Source organism: Anaerobacillus sp. ABR4_321 (assembly GCF_056158505.1).
Genome location: NZ_JBSWTK010000001.1, coordinates 495670 through 518393, shown reverse-complemented (window position 1 = coordinate 518393; position 22724 = coordinate 495670). Strand labels below are relative to the sequence as shown.

The following is a 22724-nucleotide window of genomic DNA, read 5'->3' as shown; positions in this document are numbered from 1 at the left end:
GGAGGGATAACAGATGGCTAAGAAATTAGAAATCACCCTCTCACGTAGTGTGATTGGTCGCCCTCAAGACCAACGCGTGACGGTAAAAACTCTTGGACTGAACAAGATGCATCAAACGGTTGTTCATAACGACAACCCTGCTATTCGCGGTATGGTTAACAAGGTATCTCACCTTGTAACTGTTAACGAAATCGATGCATAAAAAATCTATACATTGAGGAGGTGCCCACATTGAAACTACACGAACTAAAACCATCTGAAGGTTCTCGTAAAGAACGCAACAGACTTGGTCGCGGTATTGCAACAGGTAACGGTAAAACATCTGGTCGCGGTCAAAAAGGTCAAAAGTCTCGTTCTGGCGGCGGAGTACGCCCAGGTTTCGAGGGAGGACAGCTTCCGATTTTCAAACGTCTACCGAAACGTGGATTTACAAACATGAACCGTAAAGAGTTCGCGATTGTTAATCTTGATTCGCTAAACCGTTTTGAAGATGGAACTGAAGTATCCCCAGAGCTATTGCTAGAAACTGGCGTTGTCAGCAAAGAAAAAGCTGGAATTAAGATTCTAGGTAATGGTAAGCTAGAGAAAAAGCTTACCGTGAAAGCCCACAAGTTCTCAGCTTCTGCTAAGGAAGCTATTGAAGCGGCAGGCGGAAATACTGAGGTGATCTAATGTTCCAAGCAATCTCCAACATTATGCGCGTAGGTGATATTAGAAACAAAGTCATTTTTACGCTACTCATGCTTGTCGTGTTCCGTATCGGAACATTCATACCGGTTCCTGGTGTGAACAGAGAAGTATTAGAATTTCAAGATCAAATGAGTCTCTTCGGAGTACTCAACACCTTTGGCGGTGGAGCGTTGCAAAACTTCTCCATCTTTGCCATGGGAATCATGCCTTATATCACTGCTTCAATCATTGTGCAGCTTCTACAGATGGATGTCGTCCCTAAGTTTACCGAATGGTCAAAACAGGGCGAAGCCGGGCGTAAAAAGCTCACTCAAGTTACTCGATATGGAACGATCGGTCTTGGATTTATCCAGGGTATCGCGCTATCTATCGGTTTCAACAACATGGTTGGAGGCCAGTTGATTTCAGATGCAGGTTTCTTGACGTACCTTAATATTGCTCTAGTTCTTACAGCCGGAACGGCTTTTTTGATGTGGTTAGGCGAGCAGATTACTGCTAAAGGCGTTGGTAATGGAATTTCCATCATCATCTTTGCCGGAATTGTAGCTGCAATTCCTCCTGGTCTTAACCAGTTGTACGCACAGATGTTTGAAGGAGCGCAAGATGAGCTGTTCATTAACATCGTTACACTTGCTATTATTGCTCTAGCAGCATTAGCGATCGTCGTAGCTGTTATCTTTGTACAGCAAGGTCTACGTAAGATTCCAATCCAATACGCTAAGCGTACTGTTAACCGCAGACAAGTTGGCGGTCAATCAACACACTTACCGATCAAGGTAAATGCAGCAGGTGTTATTCCAGTTATCTTTGCAATTTCACTTATCATTACTCCTCCAACAGTTGCAAGACTGTTCGGAAGTAATTCGGTAACAGATTGGATCGTCAGAATCTTTGATTACACACAGCCTATCGGCATGGTCGTGTATGCGTTACTCATCATTGGCTTTACGTATTTCTATACGTTTGTCCAGGTGAATCCGGAGAAGATGGCAGAGAATCTGAAAAAGCAGGGTGGATATATTCCTGGTATCCGTCCAGGTAATGCTACGGAAACGTACATTACACGCATTCTCTATCGTTTAACATTTGTAGGAGCTCTATTCCTTGCAGTTGTATCGATTATTCCGGTGTTTTTCACAACCGTAGCAGGACTGCCGCAAACGCTGCAAATCGGCGGAACAAGCTTGCTGATCGTTGTTGGGGTAGCGCTTGATACGATGAAGCAAATTGAAAGTCAATTAATTAAACGTCATTATAAAGGCTTTATTAAATCTTGAGGATAAACTGGGAAGAACTTTCTTCCCCTCCTTCATCCTCGATTGGGTGACGTATGGAGGGATTAGATGAATCTAGTATTAATGGGGCTCCCGGGTGTCGGAAAAGGAACCCAGGCAGAAAAGATTGTCGAAAAGTATGGCATCCCTCATATCTCAACAGGAGATATGTTCCGAGCAGCGATTAAAGAAGGAACACCTCTTGGTATAAAAGCAAAAGAGTACATGGATTCCGGAAATCTCGTACCCGATGAAGTAACGATTGGTATAGTACGAGACCGTTTAGGAAAAGATGATTGCGAAAAAGGTTTTCTCCTTGATGGTTTCCCAAGAACAGTAGCTCAGGCAGAAGCTCTTGAGAAGATCCTCTCCGATATGGATAAACAACTAGATTATGTTGTTAATATCGCTGTTGAAGAAGATCAACTTATGAAGAGGTTGACTGGGCGTCGTGTTTGTAAGAACTGTGGAGCAACTTATCATGCGATCTTCAATCCTCCAACGGAAGAAGGAGTCTGTGATAAGTGCGGAGGAGAACTTTATCAACGAGATGATGATAAAGAAGAAACTGTACGCACACGCCTCGATGTCAACAAGCAGCAACAGCAACCGTTGTTGACCTTTTATGAAGGCAAAGGCTATCTAAAAACCATTGACGGCAACAAAGACATCAATGTGGTGTTTGAAGACATCGATCAACTCCTCGGAGGGTTGTCGTAATGATTATTTGCAAGACTCCTCGCGAACTTGATATCATGCGAGAGGCGGGCAAAATTGTCGCATTAACGCATCAAGAACTACAGAAGCACATTAAGCCTGGAGTTACGACAAAAGAGCTGGATACGATTGCCGATCGGTTTATTCGTCAGCTTGATGCAATTCCTTCCTTTAAGGGTTACAATGGATTTACTGGAAGTATCTGCGCTTCTGTAAACGAAGAGCTGGTACATGGTATTCCAGGAGATCGCGTGTTGGCGGAGGGAGATATTATCAGCATCGATATCGGTGCTAAATATAAAGGTTATCATGGCGATTCAGCCTGGACCTATCCTGTTGGCACTATCTCAGAAGAAGACGAACGGTTGTTAAAAGTTACCGAGGAATCGTTATATAAAGGATTGGCTGAGGCGAAAATCGGGAAAAGACTTTCCGACATTTCTCATGCAATTCAAACGTATGCGGAAGCTGAAGGTTTTTCGATCGTACGAGAATATGTTGGTCATGGTGTAGGACAGGACCTTCATGAAGATCCTCAAATTCCTCATTATGGTCCTCCAGGAAAAGGACCTAGGCTCAAACAAGGCATGGTCCTTGCGGTTGAGCCAATGGTGAATATGGGCTCTCGGTATGTTCGGACGCTTTCAGATAACTGGACTGTAGTAACAACTGACGGTAAAAAATGCGCTCACTTTGAGCATACTTTTACTGTTACAGAAGAAGGATATGAAATTTTAACAAAGGCCTAAGTGAAGGTGATGGTTCTTGAAAGAGTCGGAAACCGTGCCCGAGATCGGTCGGATCGTGCGGAACAAACGGGGAAGAGACGCTGAACAATATAGCGTGATTGTTGAACTGATAGATGATCGTTATGTTTTCATCGCAGATGGCGACAAACGAAAATTTGATCGTCCAAAGCGAAAGAACCTCGCACACCTGGAGCTAACGAATTATGTATCCCCTGAGGTAAAGCGAAGTCTTGAGGAAACGAGCCGTGTCACAAATGGCAAGCTGCGTTTCGCGATCTCAAAGTATATGAATGAATATGTCATTGATTTAAAGGAGGGAGAGCAAGTAGATGGCTAAGGAAGATGTTATTGAAATGGAAGGCACAGTTATCGAACCTCTACCGAATGCAATGTTTCGAGTAGAACTCGAAAACGGTCATAAGATCCTTGCTCACGTATCCGGGAAGATACGCATGCATTACATTCGTATTTTGCCAGGCGACAAAGTAACTGTTGAGCTTTCTCCATATGACTTATCACGTGGTCGAATCACGTATCGATATAAATAAAAAGTTAATCTCCGAATACAAGGAGGGTAAAAAACAATGAAGGTAAGACCATCAGTAAAACCAATTTGTGAAAAATGTAAAGTTATTCGCCGTAAAGGTAAAGTAATGGTTATCTGTGATAACCCTAAACACAAGCAAAAACAAGGTTAATATATAAGGAGGTGCAACGTAATGGCACGTATTGCTGGTATTGATGTTCCACGCGAAAAGCGCATCGTAATCGCGTTAACTTACGTATATGGAATCGGTAAAACTACTGCTAAACAAGTCCTAGTTGATGCTGGTGTATCTGAAGATACACGCGTTCGCGACTTGACTGAAGAAGAGCTCGGAAAAATCCGTGAAGAGGTAGACAAGATTAAAGTTGAAGGTGACCTTCGTCGTGAAGTTTCCCTTAACATTAAGCGTCTAATCGAGATCGGTTCATATCGTGGTATTCGCCACCGTCGCGGTCTTCCTGTCCGAGGCCAACATACGAAGAACAACTCTCGTACTCGTAAAGGCCCTCGCCGTACAGTAGCAAACAAGAAGAAGTAAGGGAGGTAAACTAACAAATGGCTAAACAACGTAAAGCTAATACACGTAAAAAGCGTGTCAAAAAGAATATTGAGAGTGGAGTAGCTCACATTCGTTCTACTTTCAATAACACAATCGTAACTATTACTGACACTCACGGAAATGCTGTATCATGGGCTACTTCTGGGAACATGGGCTTCAAAGGTTCTCGTAAGTCTACTCCATTCGCAGCTCAAATGGCTGCAGAAACAGCTGGAAAGACAGCTCAAGAGCATGGCATGAAGACGATCGAAGTTTCCGTTAAAGGCCCTGGTGCTGGTCGTGAAGCTGCTATTCGTGCGCTTCAAGCTGTAGGTCTAGAGGTTACTTCCATCCGTGACGTAACTCCAGTACCTCACAACGGTTGCCGTCCGCCAAAACGTCGTAGAGTATAATTAATAGAGAATTCAAACGTAGATGTTCCCTTAGGGTGAATGCCTGGTTTTGAAAAATCTCTTATAGAAAGATTCAATCTATCGGTATACAATTAATGAACATGTCAATAATGATAATGTATAAATTGTTGACGGTTGACGAATCATAATTAGGTTGTTGGTAATGGAACCGCCTAAAGGGATTATTCGGTTAGACACAATGTCTAACCGAAGTTCGACGTTTTGAAGGAGGGTTTGTTGGATGATCGAAATCGAAAAGCCAAAAATTGAAGCGGTAGCTATCAACGAGGATGCTAAATACGGAAAGTTTGTTGTAGAACCATTAGAACGTGGTTATGGAACTACACTAGGGAACTCCCTACGTCGTATCTTGTTATCATCTCTTCCAGGTGCCGCTGTGACATCCGTGCAAATTGAAGGAGTACTCCATGAGTTCTCTACAATTGAAGGTGTACACGAAGATGTAACTACTATTATTCTCAATCTTAAGAAGCTAGCAATGAAAATCTACTCTGAAGAAGAGAAAACATTAGTAGTTGATGTGCAGGGCCCTGGAACGGTAACAGCTGGTGATATTACTCATGACAGCGACGTGGAGATCTTAAACCCTGACCTTCATATTGCTACCCTTTCTGCAAGTGCTCGCTTCCACATGAGAATTACTGCAATTCGTGGAAGAGGTTATGTACAAGCGGAAGGAAACAAGAATGATGAACAGCCAATTGGTGTAATTCCAGTTGACTCGATCTTCACTCCTGTTTCTCGTGTGAACTACCAGGTTGAGAACACTCGTGTCGGCCAGGTAACAAACTATGACAAACTAACCCTCGACGTTTGGACAGATGGAAGCATTCGACCTGAAGAAGCGGTATCGTTAGGTGCAAAGATTTTAAATGAACATTTAAATATTTTTGTTGGCTTAACGGATCAGGCTCAAAATGCTGAAATCATGGTCGAAAAAGAAGAGGACCAAAAAGAGAAAGTGCTTGAGATGACAATCGAAGAGCTCGATCTCTCAGTTCGCTCATATAACTGCCTGAAACGTGCTGGCATTAATACTGTCCAGGAACTTACTCATAAGTCTGAAGAAGACATGATGAAAGTTCGTAACCTAGGACGTAAATCTTTAGAAGAGGTTCAAGAGAAGCTTGAAGAGCTTGGACTTGGACTACGCAACGAAGAATAGATATACAAAGTTGTTGATCTAAGAAACAACAAAGGAGGGAATACTTCATGGCATACCAAAAGTTAGGTCGTACAAGTGATACGCGTAAAGCGTTATTCCGTGACCTTGTTACAGATTTGATCATTAATGAACGTATTGAAACTACAGAATCGAAAGCAAAAGAGCTTCGTTCTTTCATCGACAAAATGATTACACTTGGTAAGCGCGGTGATCTTCACGCTCGCCGTCAAGCAGCTTCTTTCGTACGTAACGAAATCGCGGACAAAGAAACTGGCCAAGACGCACTACAAAAACTATTCAGCGATATCGCTACTCGTTATGCAGAGCGCCAAGGTGGTTACACTCGTATCCGCAAACTTGGACCTCGCCGCGGTGACGGTGCTGAAATGGTCATCATTGAGCTAGTCTAAATCGCACTTTATTAAAAAGGGCGGGACAGGATCTCGACTATGGATACTGATTCTATGCCCTTTTTTAGTGCGTTTTTTTAATTCGCACGATAATGTTTTAAAAGAGTGGTAGCATGCTGGTTGCCATTATGAAAGCCTGGCAGACGCCAGGCTTTTTTTACTAACACCTTAGAAGGTATTGCTTCTAGTGAAGGGTATCTTATGCTGATAGGAAAAAGTGGCGGTGTAAAAGACCCGCCATTTTTTCGCACCAGCATACGTATAGAGTTGGTTATACTAGCAGAGACATAGAGTCAGGAGGAACGAATATGAGCGATTTAATATCCGTTCAAAACGTATCATTTCGTTATCAAGAAGAGCAGCCTTACGTGCTTAATAACGTTTCATTAACAGTTCAGAAAGGTGAGTGGCTTGCGATCGTAGGTCATAACGGCTCAGGAAAATCTACGTTAGCCAGACACCTGAATGGCTTGTTACAGCCTGAGAAGGGTGACGTTCTTGTCGAAGGATACAATAGTAGAGATGAGGAAAGTATTTGGGAAGTAAGAAGAAGAGTTGGTATCGTTTTTCAGAACCCAGATAATCAATTCGTTGGTACTTCAGTAAGAGATGACGTAGCGTTTGGTCTTGAGAACAATGGTGTTCCTCGAGATGAGATGATTGAACGCATCACCGAAAGTATCAAGAGAGTGAAGATGGAAGAATACATGGACCAGGAGCCTCATCGTTTATCAGGTGGGCAAAAGCAAAGGGTAGCGATAGCTGGTATTGTGGCTTTACGGCCATCGATCGTTATTCTCGATGAAGCTACTTCGATGCTTGACCCTGCAGGAAGAAAAGAAGTGCTAGAAACGATGAGAGAGTTGAAAGAGGAAGAAGGAATGACTGTAATCTCGATCACACACGATCTTGAAGAGGCTGCAAAAGCAGATCGAATGATCGTGATGAATAAGGGTGAGGTCATTGATGAAGGACTTCCGAAAGACATCTTTCAAAAAGGGGATATGCTAGAGGAAATCGGTCTTGATTTGCCATTTCCTTTACAGATGCACCGTGCATTGAAAGAGAGAGGATTTCCTCTTGATTCGCTCACACTATCACAGGAGGAACTGGTAGACGAGATATGGACATTACAATCAAAGATTTAGAACATTTATATAGTAAAGGCACACCGTTTGAAAGGATCGCATTAAAAGATGTGGACCTTTCTATTAAGCAAGGGACGTTTCTCTCCATTATTGGACATACAGGTTCAGGAAAGTCCACTCTCATTCAACATTTAAATGGACTTTTAAAACCTACTTCAGGAAGTATCCAAATTGGAGATTTCCATATTAAATCGGGAGAAAAGGAAAAGCGTCTCAAAGACTTGAGAAAACATGTGGGTGTTGTTTTTCAGTACCCAGAACATCAGTTGTTTGAGGAAACAATTGAAAAAGACATTATTTTTGGTCCAATGAATTTTGGAGTAGCAGAAGATGAAGCAAAGAAGCGCGCTGCACATCTGATTGACCTTGTTGGACTCGATCAGTCCTTTTTGCAGCGTTCACCGTTTGACTTAAGTGGAGGTCAGATGAGGAGAGTAGCGATCGCAGGTGTGCTTGCGATGAAACCTTCTATCCTTATTCTCGATGAGCCAACTGCAGGTCTCGACCCACGTGGAAGAAAAGAGATCATGGAATTGTTTTATCGACTGCATAATGAAGAGAACCTTACTACGATTCTCGTGACTCACAGCATGGAAGATGCAGCACGGTATTCTGACCAAATCGTCATCATGGAAAAAGGCACGGTTGCTCTTCAAGGTACGCCGGTAGAGGTCTTCAGTGATGCAGATGCTCTCACAGCTCTAAGCCTAGATGTTCCTGAGACGATGCAGTTTATTCACCGTCTTGAAACGCGGTTTGGTACGAGTCTTCCAAAGAGTGTTTTCACGTTAGAAGAAACGGTTGAAGCGGCTGTCTCCCTTCTTAGAAAGGAGGAGCGCTCATGATGCAAAACATTATTATTGGTCAATATGTACCTGGAAAATCATATGTTCACAACCTTGATCCCAGAGCGAAACTATTAACAACGTTTTTGTTCGTTATTATTGTCTTTCTTGCGAATAACTGGATTTCATATGCATTACTCGGCGCGTTCACGTTGAGTGCGATTGGGGTATCGCGCATTCCAATACGGTTTATCTATAATGGGTTGAAGCCAATTCTATTGATCATTATACTAACCTTTCTTCTTCATGTGTTTTTAACAAAAGAGGGTCCACTGCTTTTCAGTCTAGGATTTATCGAGGTGTACCAGGGAGGCGTTGAGCAGGGGGTATTCATTTCCATGAGACTCTTGTTTCTCATTATGATCACCTCTCTCCTCACCTTAACGACAACACCTATCGATATAACGGTAGGACTTGAAACCCTTCTTGGACCATTTAAACGATTTGGCCTTCCAGTCCATGAATTTGCGCTCATGATGTCGATCGCGCTTCGCTTCATTCCGACACTTCTTGAAGAGACGGAGAAAATCATGAAGGCACAGGCTGCACGAGGTGCGCAGTTCTCTACTGGTCCGATCAAGGAGAGGCTTAAAAGTATCGTACCTTTACTCGTTCCTTTGTTTGTTAGTGCGTTTAAGCGTGCAGAGGACCTCGCGATGGCGATGGAAGCGAGAGGGTATCGAGGCGGTGAAGGAAGAACGAGTATCCGCTTGCTAAAATGGGATGCAAAGGATAGTCTATTGTTCGTACTCCTTCTGTTGCTCACAACTGCTTTGATTTTGTTAAGGAGCTAGGAGGATAGGATGACTAGGGTAAAATTAAAGATTTCATATGACGGCACCGCTTTTAACGGTTATCAGATTCAGCCTAACGGACGTACTGTTCAAGAAGAACTGCAACGAGCACTGCAGAAGGTTCATAAAGGTAAGACCGTGCACGTAACGGGTTCAGGGAGAACGGATGCTGGTGTCCATGCAGCGGGGCAAGTCGTGCACTTCGATACAGACCTCGCTATTCCGCTTGATCGGTGGCCGAAAGCATTGAATACACTCCTTCCGAACGATGTGAGAGTTCTTGAAGCAGACGAGGTTTCTTCCACGTTTCATGCAAGGTACGATGTTGTACGGAAGTCATATGTCTATCGTGTTGATAACGATACAACACCTAATGTTTTTCGAAGGAACTTTGCTCTGCATGAGCCACGCACTCTTAATGTGTCGGCAATGAAGGAGGCTGCAGCACTGCTTATCGGTGAACATGACTTTACTTCGTTCTGTTCAGCACGATCTGAAGTCAAAGATAAAGTTCGAGAGCTGTACAAGATCGAAATCGAAGTGGTGAATAACGAAATTACTTTCCTATTTGAAGGCAACGGCTTTTTATATAATATGGTGCGAATCTTAACGGGTACCCTCTTAGAGGTAGGAAGAGGCGAAAGAGGCACAGAAGAAGTGGTCGAGATCTTAAAGGCAAAGAACCGCGATGCAGCTGGAAAAACCGCTTCTCCACAAGGGCTATATTTGTGGGAAGTCAATTATTGTAATTAATAAGTTATTGATTTAAATAACCTTGACATTTGCCCTTGTTTGTTATAAGATATTCTTTGGTATTTCTACATCCACTAGCCCCGGATTTAGAAATCTAACTGACAACCGACAAATAATTTTAGGCAGTTTTTAAAATACATGGAATGATTTTAGGAGGGAAACTCATGCGTACGACATTTATGGCAAAAGGCCACGAAGTAGAACGCAAATGGTATGTCGTTGATGCTGAAGGTCAAACACTTGGCCGTCTTGCAAGTGAAGTAGCAGCGATCCTACGCGGAAAGAATAAACCAACATTTACACCTCACGTTGACACTGGTGATCACGTGATCATCCTTAACGCTGAGAAAATCGAACTTACTGGTAAGAAGCTTACTGACAAGATGTACTACCGTCACAGCGGACACCCAGGTGGTTTGAAATCAAGAACTGCTCTTGAAATGCGTACTAAGCGTTCTGAGCAAATGCTTGAAATTGCGATCAAAGGTATGCTTCCAAAGAATAGCCTTGGACGCCAGATGGCTAAGAAGCTTCACGTATATGCTGGAAGCGAGCACAACCATCAAGCACAAAAGCCTGAAAAATACGAACTAAGAGGATAATAGAAGGAGGGACCCATTTTGGCACAAGTACAATACAACGGCACTGGCCGACGTAAAAACTCTGTAGCTCGCGTACGTCTACTTCCTGGTAACGGACGCATGGTAGTTAACGGTCGTGAACTAGACAACTATTTTGACCTTGAAACACTTAAACTTATCTCTAAGCAGCCACTAGTTGAAACTGGCACTGAAGGCACTTACGATATCTTCGTAAACGTTAAAGGTGGCGGCTTCACAGGACAAGCTGGCGCAATCCGTCACGGAATTGCTCGTGCACTTCTTGAAGCAGATCCAGAATACCGCGGAACTCTTAAGCGCGCTGGATTCCTAACTCGTGATGCTCGTATGAAAGAACGTAAGAAATACGGTCTTAAAGCAGCACGTCGTGCACCTCAGTTCTCAAAGCGTTAATATCTTTACTCAAAAACCTCTGGCATTCGATTGCCGGAGGTTTTTTGCGTTCAGCCAAATCACATACGAAGGTAATTATTCCACGATGCCTGAATGAATTACCAGTAGCATTTCCGAATACTCTCTCTTGCTCGTTGAACACTAAATGGTAAAGAGCAGTGAGAGGGTGAATGACTTGGATAATGTGATTACAGTATTTAAAGAAAGACAGAGACATAAGCGGATCGAATTCGAGCGGCGTATTTTGACAGAGGTGTCCCTTACTGAACTAACTGAGGATATAAAAGAAATGTTTTCTCCATTCTTTTCTGATGCGATTATTTATAAAGGTGATGTAGAAAACGTGTGTATCGATATTGCGATCGAGGCATACTTACTCGGAGCAGAGTACAGTAAGTTTTCAAGTCACGGGGAGCCGATGAGAAAGGTTCAGGAGAGGTGTTTCCTGTTAGAGAAGGCTTTGATCGAAGCGCTTTTTGAGTATTGGACCTTCTGGCGTTCAAGCAGTGGATATGAAGACTCCCTTCAGATCGCATGTGACGTATTTGTTTCAAATTGGTGGAAGAGGGGCTATGAAAAAGGGGTTATGAGACGGCGTCTTCGCCTTCACTAACTTCTTAAAGCAATTCAATACTATTTCCTTCACTCGTCCCATATAAATAAAAATAGGACAGGGAGAAGGGCGGTGTTGGAACAGTATGAAGAAATGGTGGAAGCGGCTAGGTGTTGCAGCAGGTGTTCTCGTTTTACTTTTTATCATCAATTATAAGTTTGCCATCGACCATTCATGGGATGCCTGGCACTTGCCGTTATCTGGTCAAGTAATCGTGATCGACCCAGGACATGGCGGTCCTGATGGTGGAGCGGTAGGGAACAACGTCGTTGAAAAAGATATTTCTCTAGACATTTCTCTCAAGTTACGTGATTACTTGCAAGAAGCGGGGGCACTCGTCATCATGACGCGTGAGACGGATACGGATTTAGCATCTGAAGGAACAAAGGGACTTAGCAACAGGAAGGCTGAAGATCTTAGAAAGCGCGTTGAAATAATCAATGATTCAAGCAATGATATGTTCATAAGCATACATCTTAATGCGATCCCTTCTTCTAAATGGAGCGGCGCACAAACGTTTTATAATCCTGCGAATGAAGATAGTAAAGCTTTATCACGCTTTATTCAATCCGAAATTAAGCGAAATCTTGAGAATACAAACCGATTTGCGAAGAACTTAGATAGTGTTTATCTACTAAGAGAGGCTGATATCACGGGATCACTCGTCGAAGTTGGCTTTTTATCAAACCCGACTGAGCGAGAACTACTGAAAACGGAGACGTACCAAAACAAAGTCGCTGCTTCGATTTATCAAGGCATCGTTAGATTTTCAACAAATGAACCAGTACCTGAAGAGTAGGTGCTGGTTTTTTATTTAGTAAAGCATGCAAGCGCTACTCTCTGAATGCCTGAGAACATATGTTATACTAGCAATGTAATCGAATTCAAAGAAGGTGGTGCCCCAATGTTAACGAAAGATCAGGTCGTTGAATTATTAAATAAGGTGCAAGATCCTATCTTACATAAAAGTATTACAATTCGTGATGTGAAAACGAAGGAAGGCTATGTAAGTGTCAAAGTAGCACTTGCTCAAACTGAAAATGCTGAACAAATGAAGGTGCAGCAAGAAATCGTAAATATTCTAAAAGGAGCCGGCGCAGAGTCAGTTGGGTTACGTTTTGAGCAGCTTGCAGATGATGAGCTGCCTGAAGGAACGTCTGCAAATCCGGATTTACCTCCTTTGTTATCTCCTGAAAGCAAAACTCAGTTTATCGCTGTAGCTAGTGGTAAAGGTGGGGTGGGTAAATCCACTGTAACGGTTAACCTTGCAACATCACTAGCGAGATTGGGGAAGAAAGTCGGCGTCATCGATGCAGATATTTATGGGTTTAGCGTTCCAGATATGATGGGTATTGAAACTCGTCCAAAGGTCGTATCGGAGAAAATCTATCCGGTAGAACGTTTTGGCGTGAAGGTAATGTCGATGGCGTTCTTCGTTGAAGATAATGCCCCTGTCATCTGGCGCGGACCTATGCTTGGGAAAATGTTGAACAACTTCTTTAGTGAAGTGGAGTGGGGAGAGCTTGATTATCTACTTCTTGATCTTCCTCCAGGTACAGGGGACGTAGCATTAGATGTCCACACGATGTTACCTGCTTCGAAAGAGATCATTGTAACCACTCCACATGCAACGGCAGCATTTGTAGCGGCTAGAGCGGGTGCGATGGCTTTGAAAACAAAGCATGAAGTTCTCGGAGTAGTCGAAAACATGGCTTACTTTGAAAGTAAAGTAACTGGTGAGAAAGAATATGTATTTGGTCAGGGAGGCGGAGAGAAGCTTGCTTCTGAACTATCCACCGATTTACTAGGTAAGCTGCCTTTAGGTCAACCTGATTATGATGAAGAGGACTTTGCTCCATCTATTTATCAAACGGATCACCCGATTGGAAAACAATATTTAGAGATTGCAAAAGAAATCATCACCAAAACGGAGTAACAGTCAAAAGGACATGCGAGGCATGTCCTTTTTTTATTCCTGTCCACCTGATTCTTCGCTACCGCCTTTTTCTTTGCTTTTCTCGTCTTCGCCTTCGCCTTCTTTACCACCTTCAGCCTCTTTACTTTGTTCAGGGCTTGCTTTCATTAATATTTCCTGTATCTTTGCTTGGAATAAAGGACTGTCTAACGTTTCAGTGATTAGTTCTTTCATCTGTTTTCTTGATTGGTTACTTTCTAAAAGTTGAAGGTAATGTTTCTCCATCTCAGGATCTTGTAGCAAATCCATCATCTTTTCTTGGAAATCTGGATCATCCATAAGTGATTTGAATAGCTTTTCGTTTTCACTCTGAATGTTTTTTGCAAAGTTCTCAACGAACTTAGGATCTTTGAGCAACTCTTGCCAGTATTTCTTTCCTTCTTCTGAAGTCAGTACTTTTTGAATGGTTTCTTTTACAAAAGGTTGTTCCATCACAAGCTGCTGTTTCATTTCTTCATCTGACATAACTTCCTGGATGGCTTTTTTTCCATCATCCGTCTTCAATAAATCCACAAGCATTTTCTTAGTTTCTTCATAATTTGCTTCAGAACCCTCTGCAGCTCCTGAAGCACACCCGGCTGTAATCAGAAGGAATGCTAATCCGATAGTAAGCAGATTCAATCGTGAACTCATATCGCTTATCCTCCTTTCAGGATAGTCTTATCCTTAATATTAGGCGATTTTTTGAAATTATACGCGTAGATTAAAGGAAAGGTGGTAATTTGTATAAGGCATTGGTACAATTCTACAGAGAAGGAACATTATTAATATCGGGGGCTTGAATGTGAAGACAAGAAATCTTGTTTACTTATTCTTTTCAACCCTTCTGATTGGCTCAACAGCAGGTATGATTGCTGGACTTGCTATGGAGTGGACGCAATATTGGAATGATCTTAAGAATGGAGAATTTGTTTCGTTCTTGATCGTTATGCTCTGGCTCTTAGGTGTATCCAGTATCTTTAGTTTGATTAGTCAGATGGGGTTTTTCGCATATTTAACCATTCACCGTTTCGGTCTTGGGATTTTTAAATCCGTCAAACTGTGGAATACTATACAGGTTGTACTGATAGCGGTAGCGCTATTTGACCTCGTTTATTTCCGCTACGTTATCTTTGCAGAACCAGGAGATAGTTTATTGGGATACATTGGGGTAGCACTTCTTCTATTGGTGGTCGGTCTTGGCACGGCTTATATCAAGAGTAAAGAAACCAATAAACATGCTTTTATTCCAGCTCTATTCTTTATTGTCGTCGTAACGATTTTAGAATGGATTCCAGGTTTGCAAAGCGACGATCAGAAGTGGGTCTGGTTAATCTTTATTCCGCTATTAACGAGTAACGTGTGGCAGATCCTTACATTACACCGAATTACTGAAACGAAAAACACGTAAATAAAGCAGCTCTGCGTAAGTAGCAGGGCTGCTTTATTTTACTTCTTTACTATTTATATTCGCATTGGAAATTAGTTCATTCACTGTAACGAGTTCATAGCCTTTCTTTTTAAGTTGAGTGATCAGTTCCGGTAGAGCGGCACTCGTTTGTTTCGCTGAGTCGGATGCATGAAGAAGGATGATATCCCCAGAATGTGCTTCCTTTACTACATTAGTAATAATTTCTGTTGCACCAGGGTTCTTCCAATCATTAGAATCTAAGCTCCAGTGAATGACAGTATGATTAAGCTTATTGGAAACCTCCAATACTCTCTTATTAAAATTTCCATTCGGTGGCCTTATCAACTCTGTTTGCACACCCGACACTTTTTTTATCGCTTCTTGAGCACGAATGATATCCTTTCTTATTTCTATATCTTCCATAGAGGTATAGTTTTCATAACGATAACCAAGACTCCCAATTTCATGCCCGCCTTTTACGATTTGTTCTACAATTTCTGGATGTCGTTCTGCCCAAGCTCCAGAGATGAAGAAAGAAGCTGATATGTTTTGTTTGTTAAGTTCCTCAAGTATAGGAATAGCCTTAGTCTCTCCCCAGCTGATATCAAAGGTCAATGCCAGCTGTTTACCTTGGCTTTTTACTTGATCGACTGCCAATGGTGTTCCGTTTGAAGTAAAGACAGCAAGATCTCTACCTTCAACAAATAAAATGAGTGCCGCAAAAAAAGCAGCTGCTATAATCACCATGCTTTGTTTGATTCTCTTTCCTCTCCACACCCAAAAAAACTTCATTTCGCACCCCCTTTGTCCCATTCATATGCGCTATAGTAAACAACTATGTACAAAGTCTTTTTGCCAACTCATAAAGGGTAGGAAGGATGGTCATAATGGTTTGAAAGGAGGGTATTACATGATCGGATTTCTACTGAGTGAAAAGGAAGGCAAAGAAATAGAGTATCTCCTTAAGCGGGAGATGGAAGAAATGCTGATGAGTCTTGATGATCATCGATTAGAGAAAATTGTTAAACGGGCTATGGAAGAGCGCTACCTCTTGCTCTTAGGTATCTATAAAAGGACAGCTTCAGCTACTGATGTATCGAAGTATAAAAGGATACTAAAAAAAGATACGAATTAATTTTTAAAAACCTATTGCAAAATAGTAGTTCGGGCTGTATAGTTATAAAGGTCGCCGATAACAAACGGCCGACACAAAAACGAATTAAAAAAAGATGTTGACTTCGGACGAGTTAATGTGTTACATTAATAAAGTCGCTGAAAACGACATCGAAAGAAACAAATCGATCTTTGAAAACTGAACGAAACGCCATGCAAGATATTGTTTCTACGGAAACAAACATTGTTTTAAAGCTAGATTGAACTTTTCTATCGGAGAGTTTGATCCTGGCTCAGGACGAACGCTGGCGGCGTGCCTAATACATGCAAGTCGAGCGGAGAAATGGGAGCTTGCTCCCATTTCTCAGCGGCGGACGGGTGAGTAACACGTGGGCAACCTGCCCTACAGACTGGGATAACTCCGGGAAACCGGAGCTAATACCGGGTAACACGTAGCATCGCATGATGCAACGTTGAAAGTTGGCCTCTGGCTAACACTGTAGGATGGGCCCGCGGCGCATTAGCTAGTTGGTAAGGTAACGGCTTACCAAGGCCACGATGCGTAGCCGACCTGAGAGGGTGATCGGCCACACTGGGACTGAGACACGGCCCAGACTCCTACGGGAGGCAGCAGTAGGGAATCTTCCGCAATGGACGAAAGTCTGACGGAGCAACGCCGCGTGAGTGACGAAGGCCTTCGGGTCGTAAAGCTCTGTTGTTAGGGAAGAACAAGTACCGTTCGAATAGGGCGGTACCTTGACGGTACCTAACCAGAAAGCCACGGCTAACTACGTGCCAGCAGCCGCGGTAATACGTAGGTGGCAAGCGTTGTCCGGAATTATTGGGCGTAAAGCGCGCGCAGGCGGTCTCTTAAGTCTGATGTGAAAGCCCACGGCTCAACCGTGGAGGGCCATTGGAAACTGGGGGACTTGAGTGCAGAAGAGGAGAGTGGAATTCCACGTGTAGCGGTGAAATGCGTAGATATGTGGAGGAACACCAGTGGCGAAGGCGGCTCTCTGGTCTGTAACTGACGCTGAGGCGCGAAAGCGTGGGGAGCAAACAGGATTAGATACCCTGGTAGTCCACGCCGTAAACGATGAGTGCTAGGTGTTGGGGGGTTCCACCCTCAGTGCTGAAGTTAACACATTAAGCACTCCGCCTGGGGAGTACGACCGCAAGGTTGAAACTCAAAGGAATTGACGGGGGCCCGCACAAGCAGTGGAGCATGTGGTTTAATTCGAAGCAACGCGAAGAACCTTACCAGGTCTTGACATCCTCTGCCACTCCTAGAGATAGGACGTTCCCCTTCGGGGGACAGAGTGACAGGTGGTGCATGGTTGTCGTCAGCTCGTGTCGTGAGATGTTGGGTTAAGTCCCGCAACGAGCGCAACCCTTGATCTTAGTTGCCAGCATTCAGTTGGGCACTCTAAGGTGACTGCCGGTGACAAACCGGAGGAAGGTGGGGACGACGTCAAATCATCATGCCCCTTATGACCTGGGCTACACACGTGCTACAATGGACGGTACAAAGGGCAGCGACACCGCGAGGTGAAGCGAATCCCATAAAGCCGTTCTCAGTTCGGATTGCAGGCTGCAACTCGCCTGCATGAAGCCGGAATTGCTAGTAATCGCGGATCAGCATGCCGCGGTGAATACGTTCCCGGGCCTTGTACACACCGCCCGTCACACCACGAGAGTTTGTAACACCCGAAGTCGGTGAGGTAACCTTTTGGAGCCAGCCGCCGAAGGTGGGACAAATGATTGGGGTGAAGTCGTAACAAGGTAGCCGTATCGGAAGGTGCGGCTGGATCACCTCCTTTCTATGGAGAATTACGAGGCAACATTGGTTGCCAAACTTGCATGAGCGTTTCGTTTAGTTTTGAAAGAATGATTGTATTCTTTCATGTTCCTTGAAAACTAGATAGCACAAACAACGACATCCAATAATTATTATTTTTTGCGTTATAACTTAGTTAGTCACATCTAACGATGTGCACCGATGACGTTAGAACACTGTTTCTAGCGAAATCTAAGGTTAAGCTACTAAGGGCGCACGGTGGATGCCTTGGCACTAGAAGCCGATGAAGGACGGGACGAACACCGATATGCTTCGGGGAGCAGTAAGTACGCTTTGATCCGGAGATTTCCGAATGGGGGAACCCACCATCCGTAATGGGATGGTATTTACTTCTGAATACATAGGAAGTAAAAGGCATACCCGGGGAACTGAAACATCTCAGTACCCGGAGGAAGAGAAAGCAATCGCGATTTCCTGAGTAGCGGCGAGCGAAACGGAAACAGCCCAAACCAGAGGGCTTGCCCTCTGGGGTTGTAGGACGTCTCATTGGAGTTACAAAGGCACGGATAGACGAAGCGACCTGGAAAGGTCCATCAGAGAAGGTAACAATCCTGTAGTCAAAATCCGCTGCCCTCCGAGACGGATCCTGAGTACGGCGGGACACGTGAAACCCCGTCGGAATCCGGGAGGACCATCTCCCAAGGCTAAATACTCTCTAGTGACCGATAGTGAACCAGTACCGTGAGGGAAAGGTGAAAAGCACCCCGGAAGGGGAGTGAAAGAGAACCTGAAACCGTGTGCCTACAACTAGTTGGAGCCCGTTAATGGGTGACAGCGTGCCTTTTGTAGAATGAACCGGCGAGTTACGATCCCGTGCAAGGTTAAGCCGAGAAGGCGGAGCCGCAGCGAAAGCGAGTCTGAATAGGGCGAAGGAGTACGTGGTCGTAGACCCGAAACCGGGTGATCTACCCATGTCCAGGGTGAAGTTCAGGTAACACTGAATGGAGGCCCGAACCCACGCATGTTGAAAAATGCGGGGATGAGGTGTGGGTAGCGGTGAAATGCCAATCGAACCCGGAGATAGCTGGTTCTCTCCGAAATAGCTTTAGGGCTAGCCTCGCGGCAAGAATCTTGGAGGTAGAGCACTGATTGGACTAGGGGTCCCTACCGGATTACCGAATCCAGTCAAACTCCGAATGCCAACGATTTATCCGCGGGAGTCAGACTGCGAGTGATAAGATCCGTAGTCGAGAGGGAAACAGCCCAGACCACCAGCTAAGGTCCCAAAGTATACGTTAAGTGGAAAAGGATGTGGCGTTGCTTAGACAACCAGGATGTTGGCTTAGAAGCAGCCATCATTTAAAGAGTGCGTAATAGCTCACTGGTCGAGTGACGCTGCGCCGAAAATGTACCGGGGCTAAACGTATCACCGAAGCTGTGGATTGTCTTACGACAATGGTAGGAGAGCGTTCTAAGGGCTGCGAAGTCAGACCGAAAGGACTGGTGGAGCGCTTAGAAGTGAGAATGCCGGTATGAGTAGCGAAAGACAAGTGAGAATCTTGTCCGTCGAAAGCCCAAGGTTTCCTGAGGAAGGCTCGTCCGCTCAGGGTTAGTCGGGACCTAAGCCGAGGCCGAAAGGCGTAGGCGATGGATAACAGGTTGATATTCCTGTACCACCTCCTTTCCGTTTGAACGACGGGGGGACGCAGAAAGATAGGGAGAGCGCGCTGCTGGAAATGCGCGTCCAAGCGATTAGGCTGGTGAATAGGCAAATCCGTTCACCGTGAAGGCTGAGTCGTGATGGCGAGGGAATTTAAGTACCGAAGTCCCTGATTCTACACTGCCAAGAAAAGCCTCTAGTGAGGAAAGAGGTGCCCGTACCGCAAACCGACACAGGTAGGCGAGGAGAGAATCCTAAGACGATCGGGAGAACTCTCGTTAAGGAACTCGGCAAAATGACCCCGTAACTTCGGGAGAAGGGGTGCTTCCTCGGGTGAATAGCCCAGGGGAGCCGCAGTGAAAAGATCCAAGCGACTGTTTAGCAAAAACACAGGTCTCTGCCAAGCCGCAAGGCGATGTATAGGGGCTGACACCTGCCCGGTGCTGGAAGGTTAAGAGGAGGGGTTATCCCTTACGGGAGAAGCTCTGAATCGAAGCCCCAGTAAACGGCGGCCGTAACTATAACGGTCCTAAGGTAGCGAAATTCCTTGTCGGGTAAGTTCCGACCCGCACGAAAGGTGCAACGACTTGGATACTGTCTCAACGAGAGACCCGGTGAAATTATAGTACCTGTGAAGATGCAGGTTACCCGCGACAGGACGGAAAGACCCCATGGAGCTTTACTGTAGCCTGATATTGGATTTTGGTACAGCTTGTACAGGATAGGTAGGAGCCATAGAAGCCGGACCGCTAGGTTCGGTGGAGGCGTCGGTGGGATACTACCCTGGCTGTACTGACATTCTAACCCAGCACCGTGATCCGGTGCGGAGACAGTGTCAGGTGGGCAGTTTGACTGGGGCGGTCGCCTCCTAAAGAGTAACGGAGGCGCCCAAAGGTTCCCTCAGAATGGTTGGAAATCATTCGCAGAGTGTAAAGGCACAAGGGAGCTTGACTGCGAGACCTACAAGTCGAGCAGGGACGAAAGTCGGGCTTAGTGATCCGGTGGTTCCGCATGGAAGGGCCATCGCTCAACGGATAAAAGCTACCCTGGGGATAACAGGCTTATCTCCCCCAAGAGTCCACATCGACGGGGAGGTTTGGCACCTCGATGTCGGCTCATCGCATCCTGGGGCTGAAGTAGGTCCCAAGGGTTGGGCTGTTCGCCCATTAAAGCGGTACGCGAGCTGGGTTCAGAACGTCGTGAGACAGTTCGGTCCCTATCCGTCGCGGGCGCAGGAAATTTGAGAGGAGCTGTCCTTAGTACGAGAGGACCGGGATGGACACACCGCTGGTGTACCAGTTGTTCCGCCAGGAGCATAGCTGGGTAGCTACGTGTGGAAGGGATAAGTGCTGAAAGCATCTAAGCATGAAGCCCCCCTCGAGATGAGATTTCCCACAGCGTCAAGCTGGTAAGATCCCTCAGAGATGATGAGGTTGATAGGTTCGGGGTGGAAGCGTGGCGACACGTGGAGCTGACGAATACTAATCGATCGAGGGCTTAACCAAACGAAAAGTAAAGCAGGCTTGGTCATATTCAGAGACCATTGGAGCTCTTGAACAGAAGGCGTTTTCCGCCTGAAGTGAAAGAGTGAAATGGGCAAGAATATAGCCTGCGGCACTAGACATCGCGAAAAATGTTATTGGAATACGTTGCGAGTGCTATCTAGTTTTCAGGGAATAAAAAAAATTCCTTGATTTTCTTTCAAGCATATAGTAATATATATCTTGTCCTTGGTTAAACACTTTGTGGTGGATCAACCATTGATTAGTCTGGTGATGAAGGCGAAGAGGTCACACCCGTTCCCATGCCGAACACGGAAGTTAAGCTCTTCAGCGCCGATGGTAGTTGGGGGCTCTCCCCCTGCAAGAGTAGGACGTCGCCAGGCTTGTCATTATTCCACAGTAGCTCAGTGGTAGAGCAATCGGCTGTTAACCGATCGGTCGTAGGTTCGAATCCTACCTGTGGAGCCATTTGCTTCCATAGCTCAGCAGGTAGAGCACTTCCATGGTAAGGAAGGGGTCATCGGTTCGAATCCGGTTGGAAGCTCCAAGACAACATGGCCCGTTGGTCAAGCGGTTAAGACACCGCCCTTTCACGGCGGTAACACGGGTTCGAATCCCGTACGGGTCACCATTTTCAAAGAAGCTTACGGGCTTCTCACCCAAGGGTTCCCCCGCAAGATGCAATCTCAAGAAGATTCGCAGCGGGACTAGCTAACGCGTCGGAATCCCGTACGAGTCACCAACTTAATTTATTGTTTTACTCTGTGGAGGATTAGCTCAGCTGGGAGAGCATCTGCCTTACAAGCAGAGGGTCGGCGGTTCGAGCCCGTCATCCTCCACCATTTCATTTATAATGAAGATTACATTCTCAGGAGTACTCTAAACAGAGTGCACTGTTTTTTGTTTGTAAGTTCAGATATACTTCGCCGGTCTAGCTCAATTGGTAGAGCAACTGACTTGTAATCAGTAGGTTGGGGGTTCAAGTCCTCTGGCCGGCACCATCTATTTGTGGAGGGGTAGCGAAGTGGCTAAACGCGGCGGACTGTAAATCCGCTCCCTCAGGGTTCGGCGGTTCGAATCCGTCCCCCTCCACCATTTAGAGCCATTAGCTCAGTTGGTAGAGCATCTGACTTTTAATCAGAGGGTCGAAGGTTCGAGTCCTTCATGGCTCACCATTTTTCGCGGAAGTAGTTCAGTGGTAGAACACCACCTTGCCAAGGTGGGGGTCGCGGGTTCGAATCCCGTCTTCCGCTCCAATATCATATGCGGGTGTAGTTTAGTGGTAAAACCTCAGCCTTCCAAGCTGATGTCGTGGGTTCGATTCCCATCACCCGCTCCATAATGGGGCCTTAGCTCAGCTGGGAGAGCGCCTGCCTTGCACGCAGGAGGTCAGCGGTTCGATCCCGCTAGGCTCCACCATTTATCCTTATATATCGGTATAAGGTTTTTTTTATGTCTAAATTTCCTCAACTATTAAACCTCTTCTCGGAATTACTTCTCCTCTTGTACTTATAAATATCCGAAAATTCGTAGAAATGTTGTCATGACATGAATACTTATTCAAAAAACTGTCCAGTTGAGTCATTAAAAACGGAA

The 22724-nt window shown here is 45.0% G+C and carries 25 protein-coding genes, 10 tRNA genes and 3 rRNA genes; 36 read left to right on the top strand and 2 right to left on the bottom strand.

The annotated features are described in order from the left end of the window. Positions 1 to 13: 13 nt before the first annotated feature. The 21 genes from rpmD to ACXADT_RS02790 all read left to right on the top strand — a co-directional run bounded on the left by rpmD (position 14) and on the right by ACXADT_RS02790 (position 13626). Complete coding sequence (gene rpmD, locus ACXADT_RS02890; RefSeq protein ID WP_270182798.1) at positions 14 to 202, top strand: 50S ribosomal protein L30; 189 nt, start codon at positions 14 to 16, stop codon at positions 200 to 202. Positions 203 to 231: 29 nt separating this feature from the next. Continuing rightward, positions 232 to 672 carry a 50S ribosomal protein L15 gene (gene rplO / locus ACXADT_RS02885; RefSeq protein WP_270182799.1) on the top strand — a complete coding sequence of 147 codons (441 nt, stop codon included), beginning with the start codon at positions 232 to 234 and terminating at the stop codon, positions 670 to 672. After that, positions 672 to 1967: a preprotein translocase subunit SecY gene (gene secY, locus ACXADT_RS02880; RefSeq protein WP_270182800.1), complete on the top strand. Its 1296-nt coding sequence runs from the start codon at positions 672 to 674 to the stop codon at positions 1965 to 1967. The genes rplO and secY overlap by 1 nt, the downstream gene beginning before the upstream one ends. Positions 1968 to 2033: 66 nt before the next feature. Continuing rightward, on the top strand, positions 2034 to 2684 hold the full coding sequence (locus tag ACXADT_RS02875) for an adenylate kinase (RefSeq protein ID WP_270182801.1): 651 nt from the start codon (positions 2034 to 2036) through the stop codon (positions 2682 to 2684). After that, positions 2684 to 3430 carry a type I methionyl aminopeptidase gene (gene map, locus ACXADT_RS02870; RefSeq protein WP_270182802.1) on the top strand — a complete coding sequence of 249 codons (747 nt, stop codon included), beginning with the start codon at positions 2684 to 2686 and terminating at the stop codon, positions 3428 to 3430. The genes ACXADT_RS02875 and map overlap by 1 nt, the downstream gene beginning before the upstream one ends. A 16-nt stretch (positions 3431 to 3446) precedes the next feature. Continuing rightward, the gene (locus ACXADT_RS02865; protein ID WP_270182803.1) at positions 3447 to 3767 is read left to right on the top strand and encodes a KOW domain-containing RNA-binding protein; all 321 of its coding nucleotides are present in this window, start codon (positions 3447 to 3449) and stop codon (positions 3765 to 3767) included. Further along, positions 3760 to 3978, top strand: a complete 219-nt coding sequence (gene infA, locus ACXADT_RS02860) for a translation initiation factor IF-1 (RefSeq protein ID WP_113808059.1) — start codon at positions 3760 to 3762, stop codon at positions 3976 to 3978. Before ACXADT_RS02865 ends, infA begins: the two co-directional genes overlap by 8 nt. 36 nt (positions 3979 to 4014) lie before the next feature. Next, entirely contained in the window at positions 4015 to 4128 is a 114-nt protein-coding gene (gene rpmJ, locus ACXADT_RS02855) for a 50S ribosomal protein L36 (RefSeq protein ID WP_036787716.1), read from the top strand. Positions 4129 to 4149: 21 nt separating this feature from the next. Beyond that, positions 4150 to 4515, top strand: coding sequence for a 30S ribosomal protein S13 (gene rpsM, locus ACXADT_RS02850; RefSeq protein WP_270182804.1), 366 nt, complete (start codon positions 4150 to 4152; stop codon positions 4513 to 4515). A gap of 17 nt (positions 4516 to 4532) precedes the next feature. After that, a complete protein-coding gene (gene rpsK, locus ACXADT_RS02845; protein ID WP_270182805.1) occupies positions 4533 to 4928 on the top strand; it encodes a 30S ribosomal protein S11 in 396 nt (131 codons plus the stop codon). Between the two features lie 241 nt (positions 4929 to 5169). Further along, entirely contained in the window at positions 5170 to 6114 is a 945-nt protein-coding gene (locus ACXADT_RS02840; RefSeq protein WP_224885182.1) for a DNA-directed RNA polymerase subunit alpha, read from the top strand. 47 nt (positions 6115 to 6161) lie between these two features. Further along, entirely contained in the window at positions 6162 to 6524 is a 363-nt protein-coding gene (gene rplQ, locus ACXADT_RS02835) for a 50S ribosomal protein L17 (RefSeq protein ID WP_270182806.1), read from the top strand. 308 nt (positions 6525 to 6832) lie between these two features. Further along, positions 6833 to 7672 (top strand): energy-coupling factor ABC transporter ATP-binding protein, encoded by an 840-nt coding sequence (locus tag ACXADT_RS02830; RefSeq protein ID WP_270182807.1) that lies wholly within the window; start codon positions 6833 to 6835, stop codon positions 7670 to 7672. Beyond that, on the top strand, positions 7648 to 8517 hold the full coding sequence (locus ACXADT_RS02825; RefSeq protein ID WP_270182808.1) for an energy-coupling factor ABC transporter ATP-binding protein: 870 nt from the start codon (positions 7648 to 7650) through the stop codon (positions 8515 to 8517). Before ACXADT_RS02830 ends, ACXADT_RS02825 begins: the two co-directional genes overlap by 25 nt. After that, complete coding sequence (locus ACXADT_RS02820) at positions 8514 to 9311, top strand: energy-coupling factor transporter transmembrane component T family protein (protein ID WP_270182809.1); 798 nt, start codon at positions 8514 to 8516, stop codon at positions 9309 to 9311. The genes ACXADT_RS02825 and ACXADT_RS02820 overlap by 4 nt, the downstream gene beginning before the upstream one ends. Positions 9312 to 9320: 9 nt before the next feature. After that, positions 9321 to 10064, top strand: a complete 744-nt coding sequence (truA, locus tag ACXADT_RS02815) for a tRNA pseudouridine(38-40) synthase TruA (protein WP_474833189.1) — start codon at positions 9321 to 9323, stop codon at positions 10062 to 10064. A gap of 164 nt (positions 10065 to 10228) precedes the next feature. Beyond that, a complete protein-coding gene (rplM, locus tag ACXADT_RS02810; RefSeq protein WP_270182811.1) occupies positions 10229 to 10666 on the top strand; it encodes a 50S ribosomal protein L13 in 438 nt (145 codons plus the stop codon). A gap of 18 nt (positions 10667 to 10684) precedes the next feature. After that, entirely contained in the window at positions 10685 to 11077 is a 393-nt protein-coding gene (gene rpsI, locus ACXADT_RS02805; RefSeq protein ID WP_270182812.1) for a 30S ribosomal protein S9, read from the top strand. A gap of 184 nt (positions 11078 to 11261) precedes the next feature. Next, complete coding sequence (locus tag ACXADT_RS02800; protein ID WP_474834633.1) at positions 11262 to 11690, top strand: DUF2521 family protein; 429 nt, start codon at positions 11262 to 11264, stop codon at positions 11688 to 11690. Between the two features lie 85 nt (positions 11691 to 11775). Continuing rightward, positions 11776 to 12489, top strand: coding sequence for an N-acetylmuramoyl-L-alanine amidase CwlD (gene cwlD / locus ACXADT_RS02795; RefSeq protein WP_474833187.1), 714 nt, complete (start codon positions 11776 to 11778; stop codon positions 12487 to 12489). 105 nt (positions 12490 to 12594) lie between these two features. Continuing rightward, on the top strand, positions 12595 to 13626 hold the full coding sequence (locus tag ACXADT_RS02790; protein ID WP_270182814.1) for an Mrp/NBP35 family ATP-binding protein: 1032 nt from the start codon (positions 12595 to 12597) through the stop codon (positions 13624 to 13626). Between the two features lie 33 nt (positions 13627 to 13659). On the opposite strand, the gene gerD is transcribed toward ACXADT_RS02790, so the two are convergent. Further along, positions 13660 to 14298, bottom strand: a complete 639-nt coding sequence (gerD, locus tag ACXADT_RS02785) for a spore germination lipoprotein GerD (RefSeq protein ID WP_270182815.1) — start codon at positions 14296 to 14298, stop codon at positions 13660 to 13662. 151 nt (positions 14299 to 14449) lie between these two features. Between gerD and ACXADT_RS02780 the strand changes: the two genes are divergently transcribed. Continuing rightward, positions 14450 to 15055: a KinB-signaling pathway activation protein gene (locus ACXADT_RS02780; RefSeq protein WP_270182816.1), complete on the top strand. Its 606-nt coding sequence runs from the start codon at positions 14450 to 14452 to the stop codon at positions 15053 to 15055. A gap of 33 nt (positions 15056 to 15088) precedes the next feature. On the opposite strand, the gene pdaB is transcribed toward ACXADT_RS02780, so the two are convergent. Beyond that, the gene (pdaB, locus tag ACXADT_RS02775) at positions 15089 to 15847 is read right to left on the bottom strand and encodes a polysaccharide deacetylase family sporulation protein PdaB (RefSeq protein WP_270182817.1); all 759 of its coding nucleotides are present in this window, start codon (positions 15845 to 15847) and stop codon (positions 15089 to 15091) included. 118 nt (positions 15848 to 15965) lie between these two features. Between pdaB and ACXADT_RS02770 the strand changes: the two genes are divergently transcribed. From ACXADT_RS02770 to ACXADT_RS02705, 14 genes are all read left to right on the top strand, one after another. Then, positions 15966 to 16190 (top strand): hypothetical protein, encoded by a 225-nt coding sequence (locus ACXADT_RS02770; RefSeq protein WP_270182818.1) that lies wholly within the window; start codon positions 15966 to 15968, stop codon positions 16188 to 16190. Positions 16191 to 16438: 248 nt separating this feature from the next. Then, a 16S ribosomal RNA gene (locus ACXADT_RS02765) occupies positions 16439 to 17988 on the top strand. 213 nt (positions 17989 to 18201) lie between these two features. Beyond that, positions 18202 to 21131, top strand: a 23S ribosomal RNA gene (locus ACXADT_RS02760). Between the two features lie 263 nt (positions 21132 to 21394). Next, positions 21395 to 21511: ribosomal RNA gene (gene rrf / locus ACXADT_RS02755) — 5S ribosomal RNA — on the top strand. The 16S, 23S and 5S rRNA genes sit together here with 10 tRNA genes alongside, the layout of an rRNA operon. A 10-nt stretch (positions 21512 to 21521) precedes the next feature. Next, positions 21522 to 21596, top strand: a tRNA-Asn gene (locus ACXADT_RS02750). A gap of 3 nt (positions 21597 to 21599) precedes the next feature. Then, positions 21600 to 21675 (top strand) — tRNA-Thr (locus ACXADT_RS02745). Between the two features lie 9 nt (positions 21676 to 21684). Next, a tRNA-Glu gene (locus tag ACXADT_RS02740) sits at positions 21685 to 21759 on the top strand. Positions 21760 to 21894: 135 nt separating this feature from the next. Beyond that, positions 21895 to 21970, top strand: a tRNA-Val gene (locus tag ACXADT_RS02735). 83 nt (positions 21971 to 22053) lie between these two features. Continuing rightward, positions 22054 to 22129: transfer RNA gene (locus ACXADT_RS02730), tRNA-Thr, on the top strand. 9 nt (positions 22130 to 22138) lie between these two features. Next, positions 22139 to 22223, top strand: a tRNA-Tyr gene (locus tag ACXADT_RS02725). A gap of 4 nt (positions 22224 to 22227) precedes the next feature. Next, a tRNA-Lys gene (locus ACXADT_RS02720) sits at positions 22228 to 22303 on the top strand. 6 nt (positions 22304 to 22309) lie between these two features. Then, positions 22310 to 22384: transfer RNA gene (locus ACXADT_RS02715), tRNA-Gly, on the top strand. Positions 22385 to 22393: 9 nt separating this feature from the next. Beyond that, positions 22394 to 22467 (top strand) — tRNA-Gly (locus tag ACXADT_RS02710). Positions 22468 to 22471: 4 nt separating this feature from the next. Next, positions 22472 to 22547: transfer RNA gene (locus ACXADT_RS02705), tRNA-Ala, on the top strand. Positions 22548 to 22724 lie beyond the last annotated feature (177 nt).

Coding starts and splice junctions, on each gene's coding strand:
- rpmD (WP_270182798.1), top strand. CDS start 14: ATGGCTAAGAAATTAGAAATCACCCTCTCACGTAGTGTGATTGGTCGC.
- secY (WP_270182800.1), top strand. CDS start 672: ATGTTCCAAGCAATCTCCAACATTATGCGCGTAGGTGATATTAGAAAC.
- ACXADT_RS02875 (WP_270182801.1), top strand. CDS start 2,034: ATGAATCTAGTATTAATGGGGCTCCCGGGTGTCGGAAAAGGAACCCAG.
- map (WP_270182802.1), top strand. CDS start 2,684: ATGATTATTTGCAAGACTCCTCGCGAACTTGATATCATGCGAGAGGCG.
- infA (WP_113808059.1), top strand. CDS start 3,760: ATGGCTAAGGAAGATGTTATTGAAATGGAAGGCACAGTTATCGAACCT.
- rpmJ (WP_036787716.1), top strand. CDS start 4,015: ATGAAGGTAAGACCATCAGTAAAACCAATTTGTGAAAAATGTAAAGTT.
- rpsM (WP_270182804.1), top strand. CDS start 4,150: ATGGCACGTATTGCTGGTATTGATGTTCCACGCGAAAAGCGCATCGTA.
- rpsK (WP_270182805.1), top strand. CDS start 4,533: ATGGCTAAACAACGTAAAGCTAATACACGTAAAAAGCGTGTCAAAAAG.
- ACXADT_RS02840 (WP_224885182.1), top strand. CDS start 5,170: ATGATCGAAATCGAAAAGCCAAAAATTGAAGCGGTAGCTATCAACGAG.
- rplQ (WP_270182806.1), top strand. CDS start 6,162: ATGGCATACCAAAAGTTAGGTCGTACAAGTGATACGCGTAAAGCGTTA.
- ACXADT_RS02830 (WP_270182807.1), top strand. CDS start 6,833: ATGAGCGATTTAATATCCGTTCAAAACGTATCATTTCGTTATCAAGAA.
- ACXADT_RS02825 (WP_270182808.1), top strand. CDS start 7,648: ATGGACATTACAATCAAAGATTTAGAACATTTATATAGTAAAGGCACA.
- ACXADT_RS02820 (WP_270182809.1), top strand. CDS start 8,514: ATGATGCAAAACATTATTATTGGTCAATATGTACCTGGAAAATCATAT.
- truA (WP_474833189.1), top strand. CDS start 9,321: ATGACTAGGGTAAAATTAAAGATTTCATATGACGGCACCGCTTTTAAC.
- rplM (WP_270182811.1), top strand. CDS start 10,229: ATGCGTACGACATTTATGGCAAAAGGCCACGAAGTAGAACGCAAATGG.
- cwlD (WP_474833187.1), top strand. CDS start 11,776: ATGAAGAAATGGTGGAAGCGGCTAGGTGTTGCAGCAGGTGTTCTCGTT.
- ACXADT_RS02790 (WP_270182814.1), top strand. CDS start 12,595: ATGTTAACGAAAGATCAGGTCGTTGAATTATTAAATAAGGTGCAAGAT.
- gerD (WP_270182815.1), bottom strand. CDS start 14,298: ATGAGTTCACGATTGAATCTGCTTACTATCGGATTAGCATTCCTTCTG.
- pdaB (WP_270182817.1), bottom strand. CDS start 15,847: ATGAAGTTTTTTTGGGTGTGGAGAGGAAAGAGAATCAAACAAAGCATG.
- ACXADT_RS02770 (WP_270182818.1), top strand. CDS start 15,966: ATGATCGGATTTCTACTGAGTGAAAAGGAAGGCAAAGAAATAGAGTAT.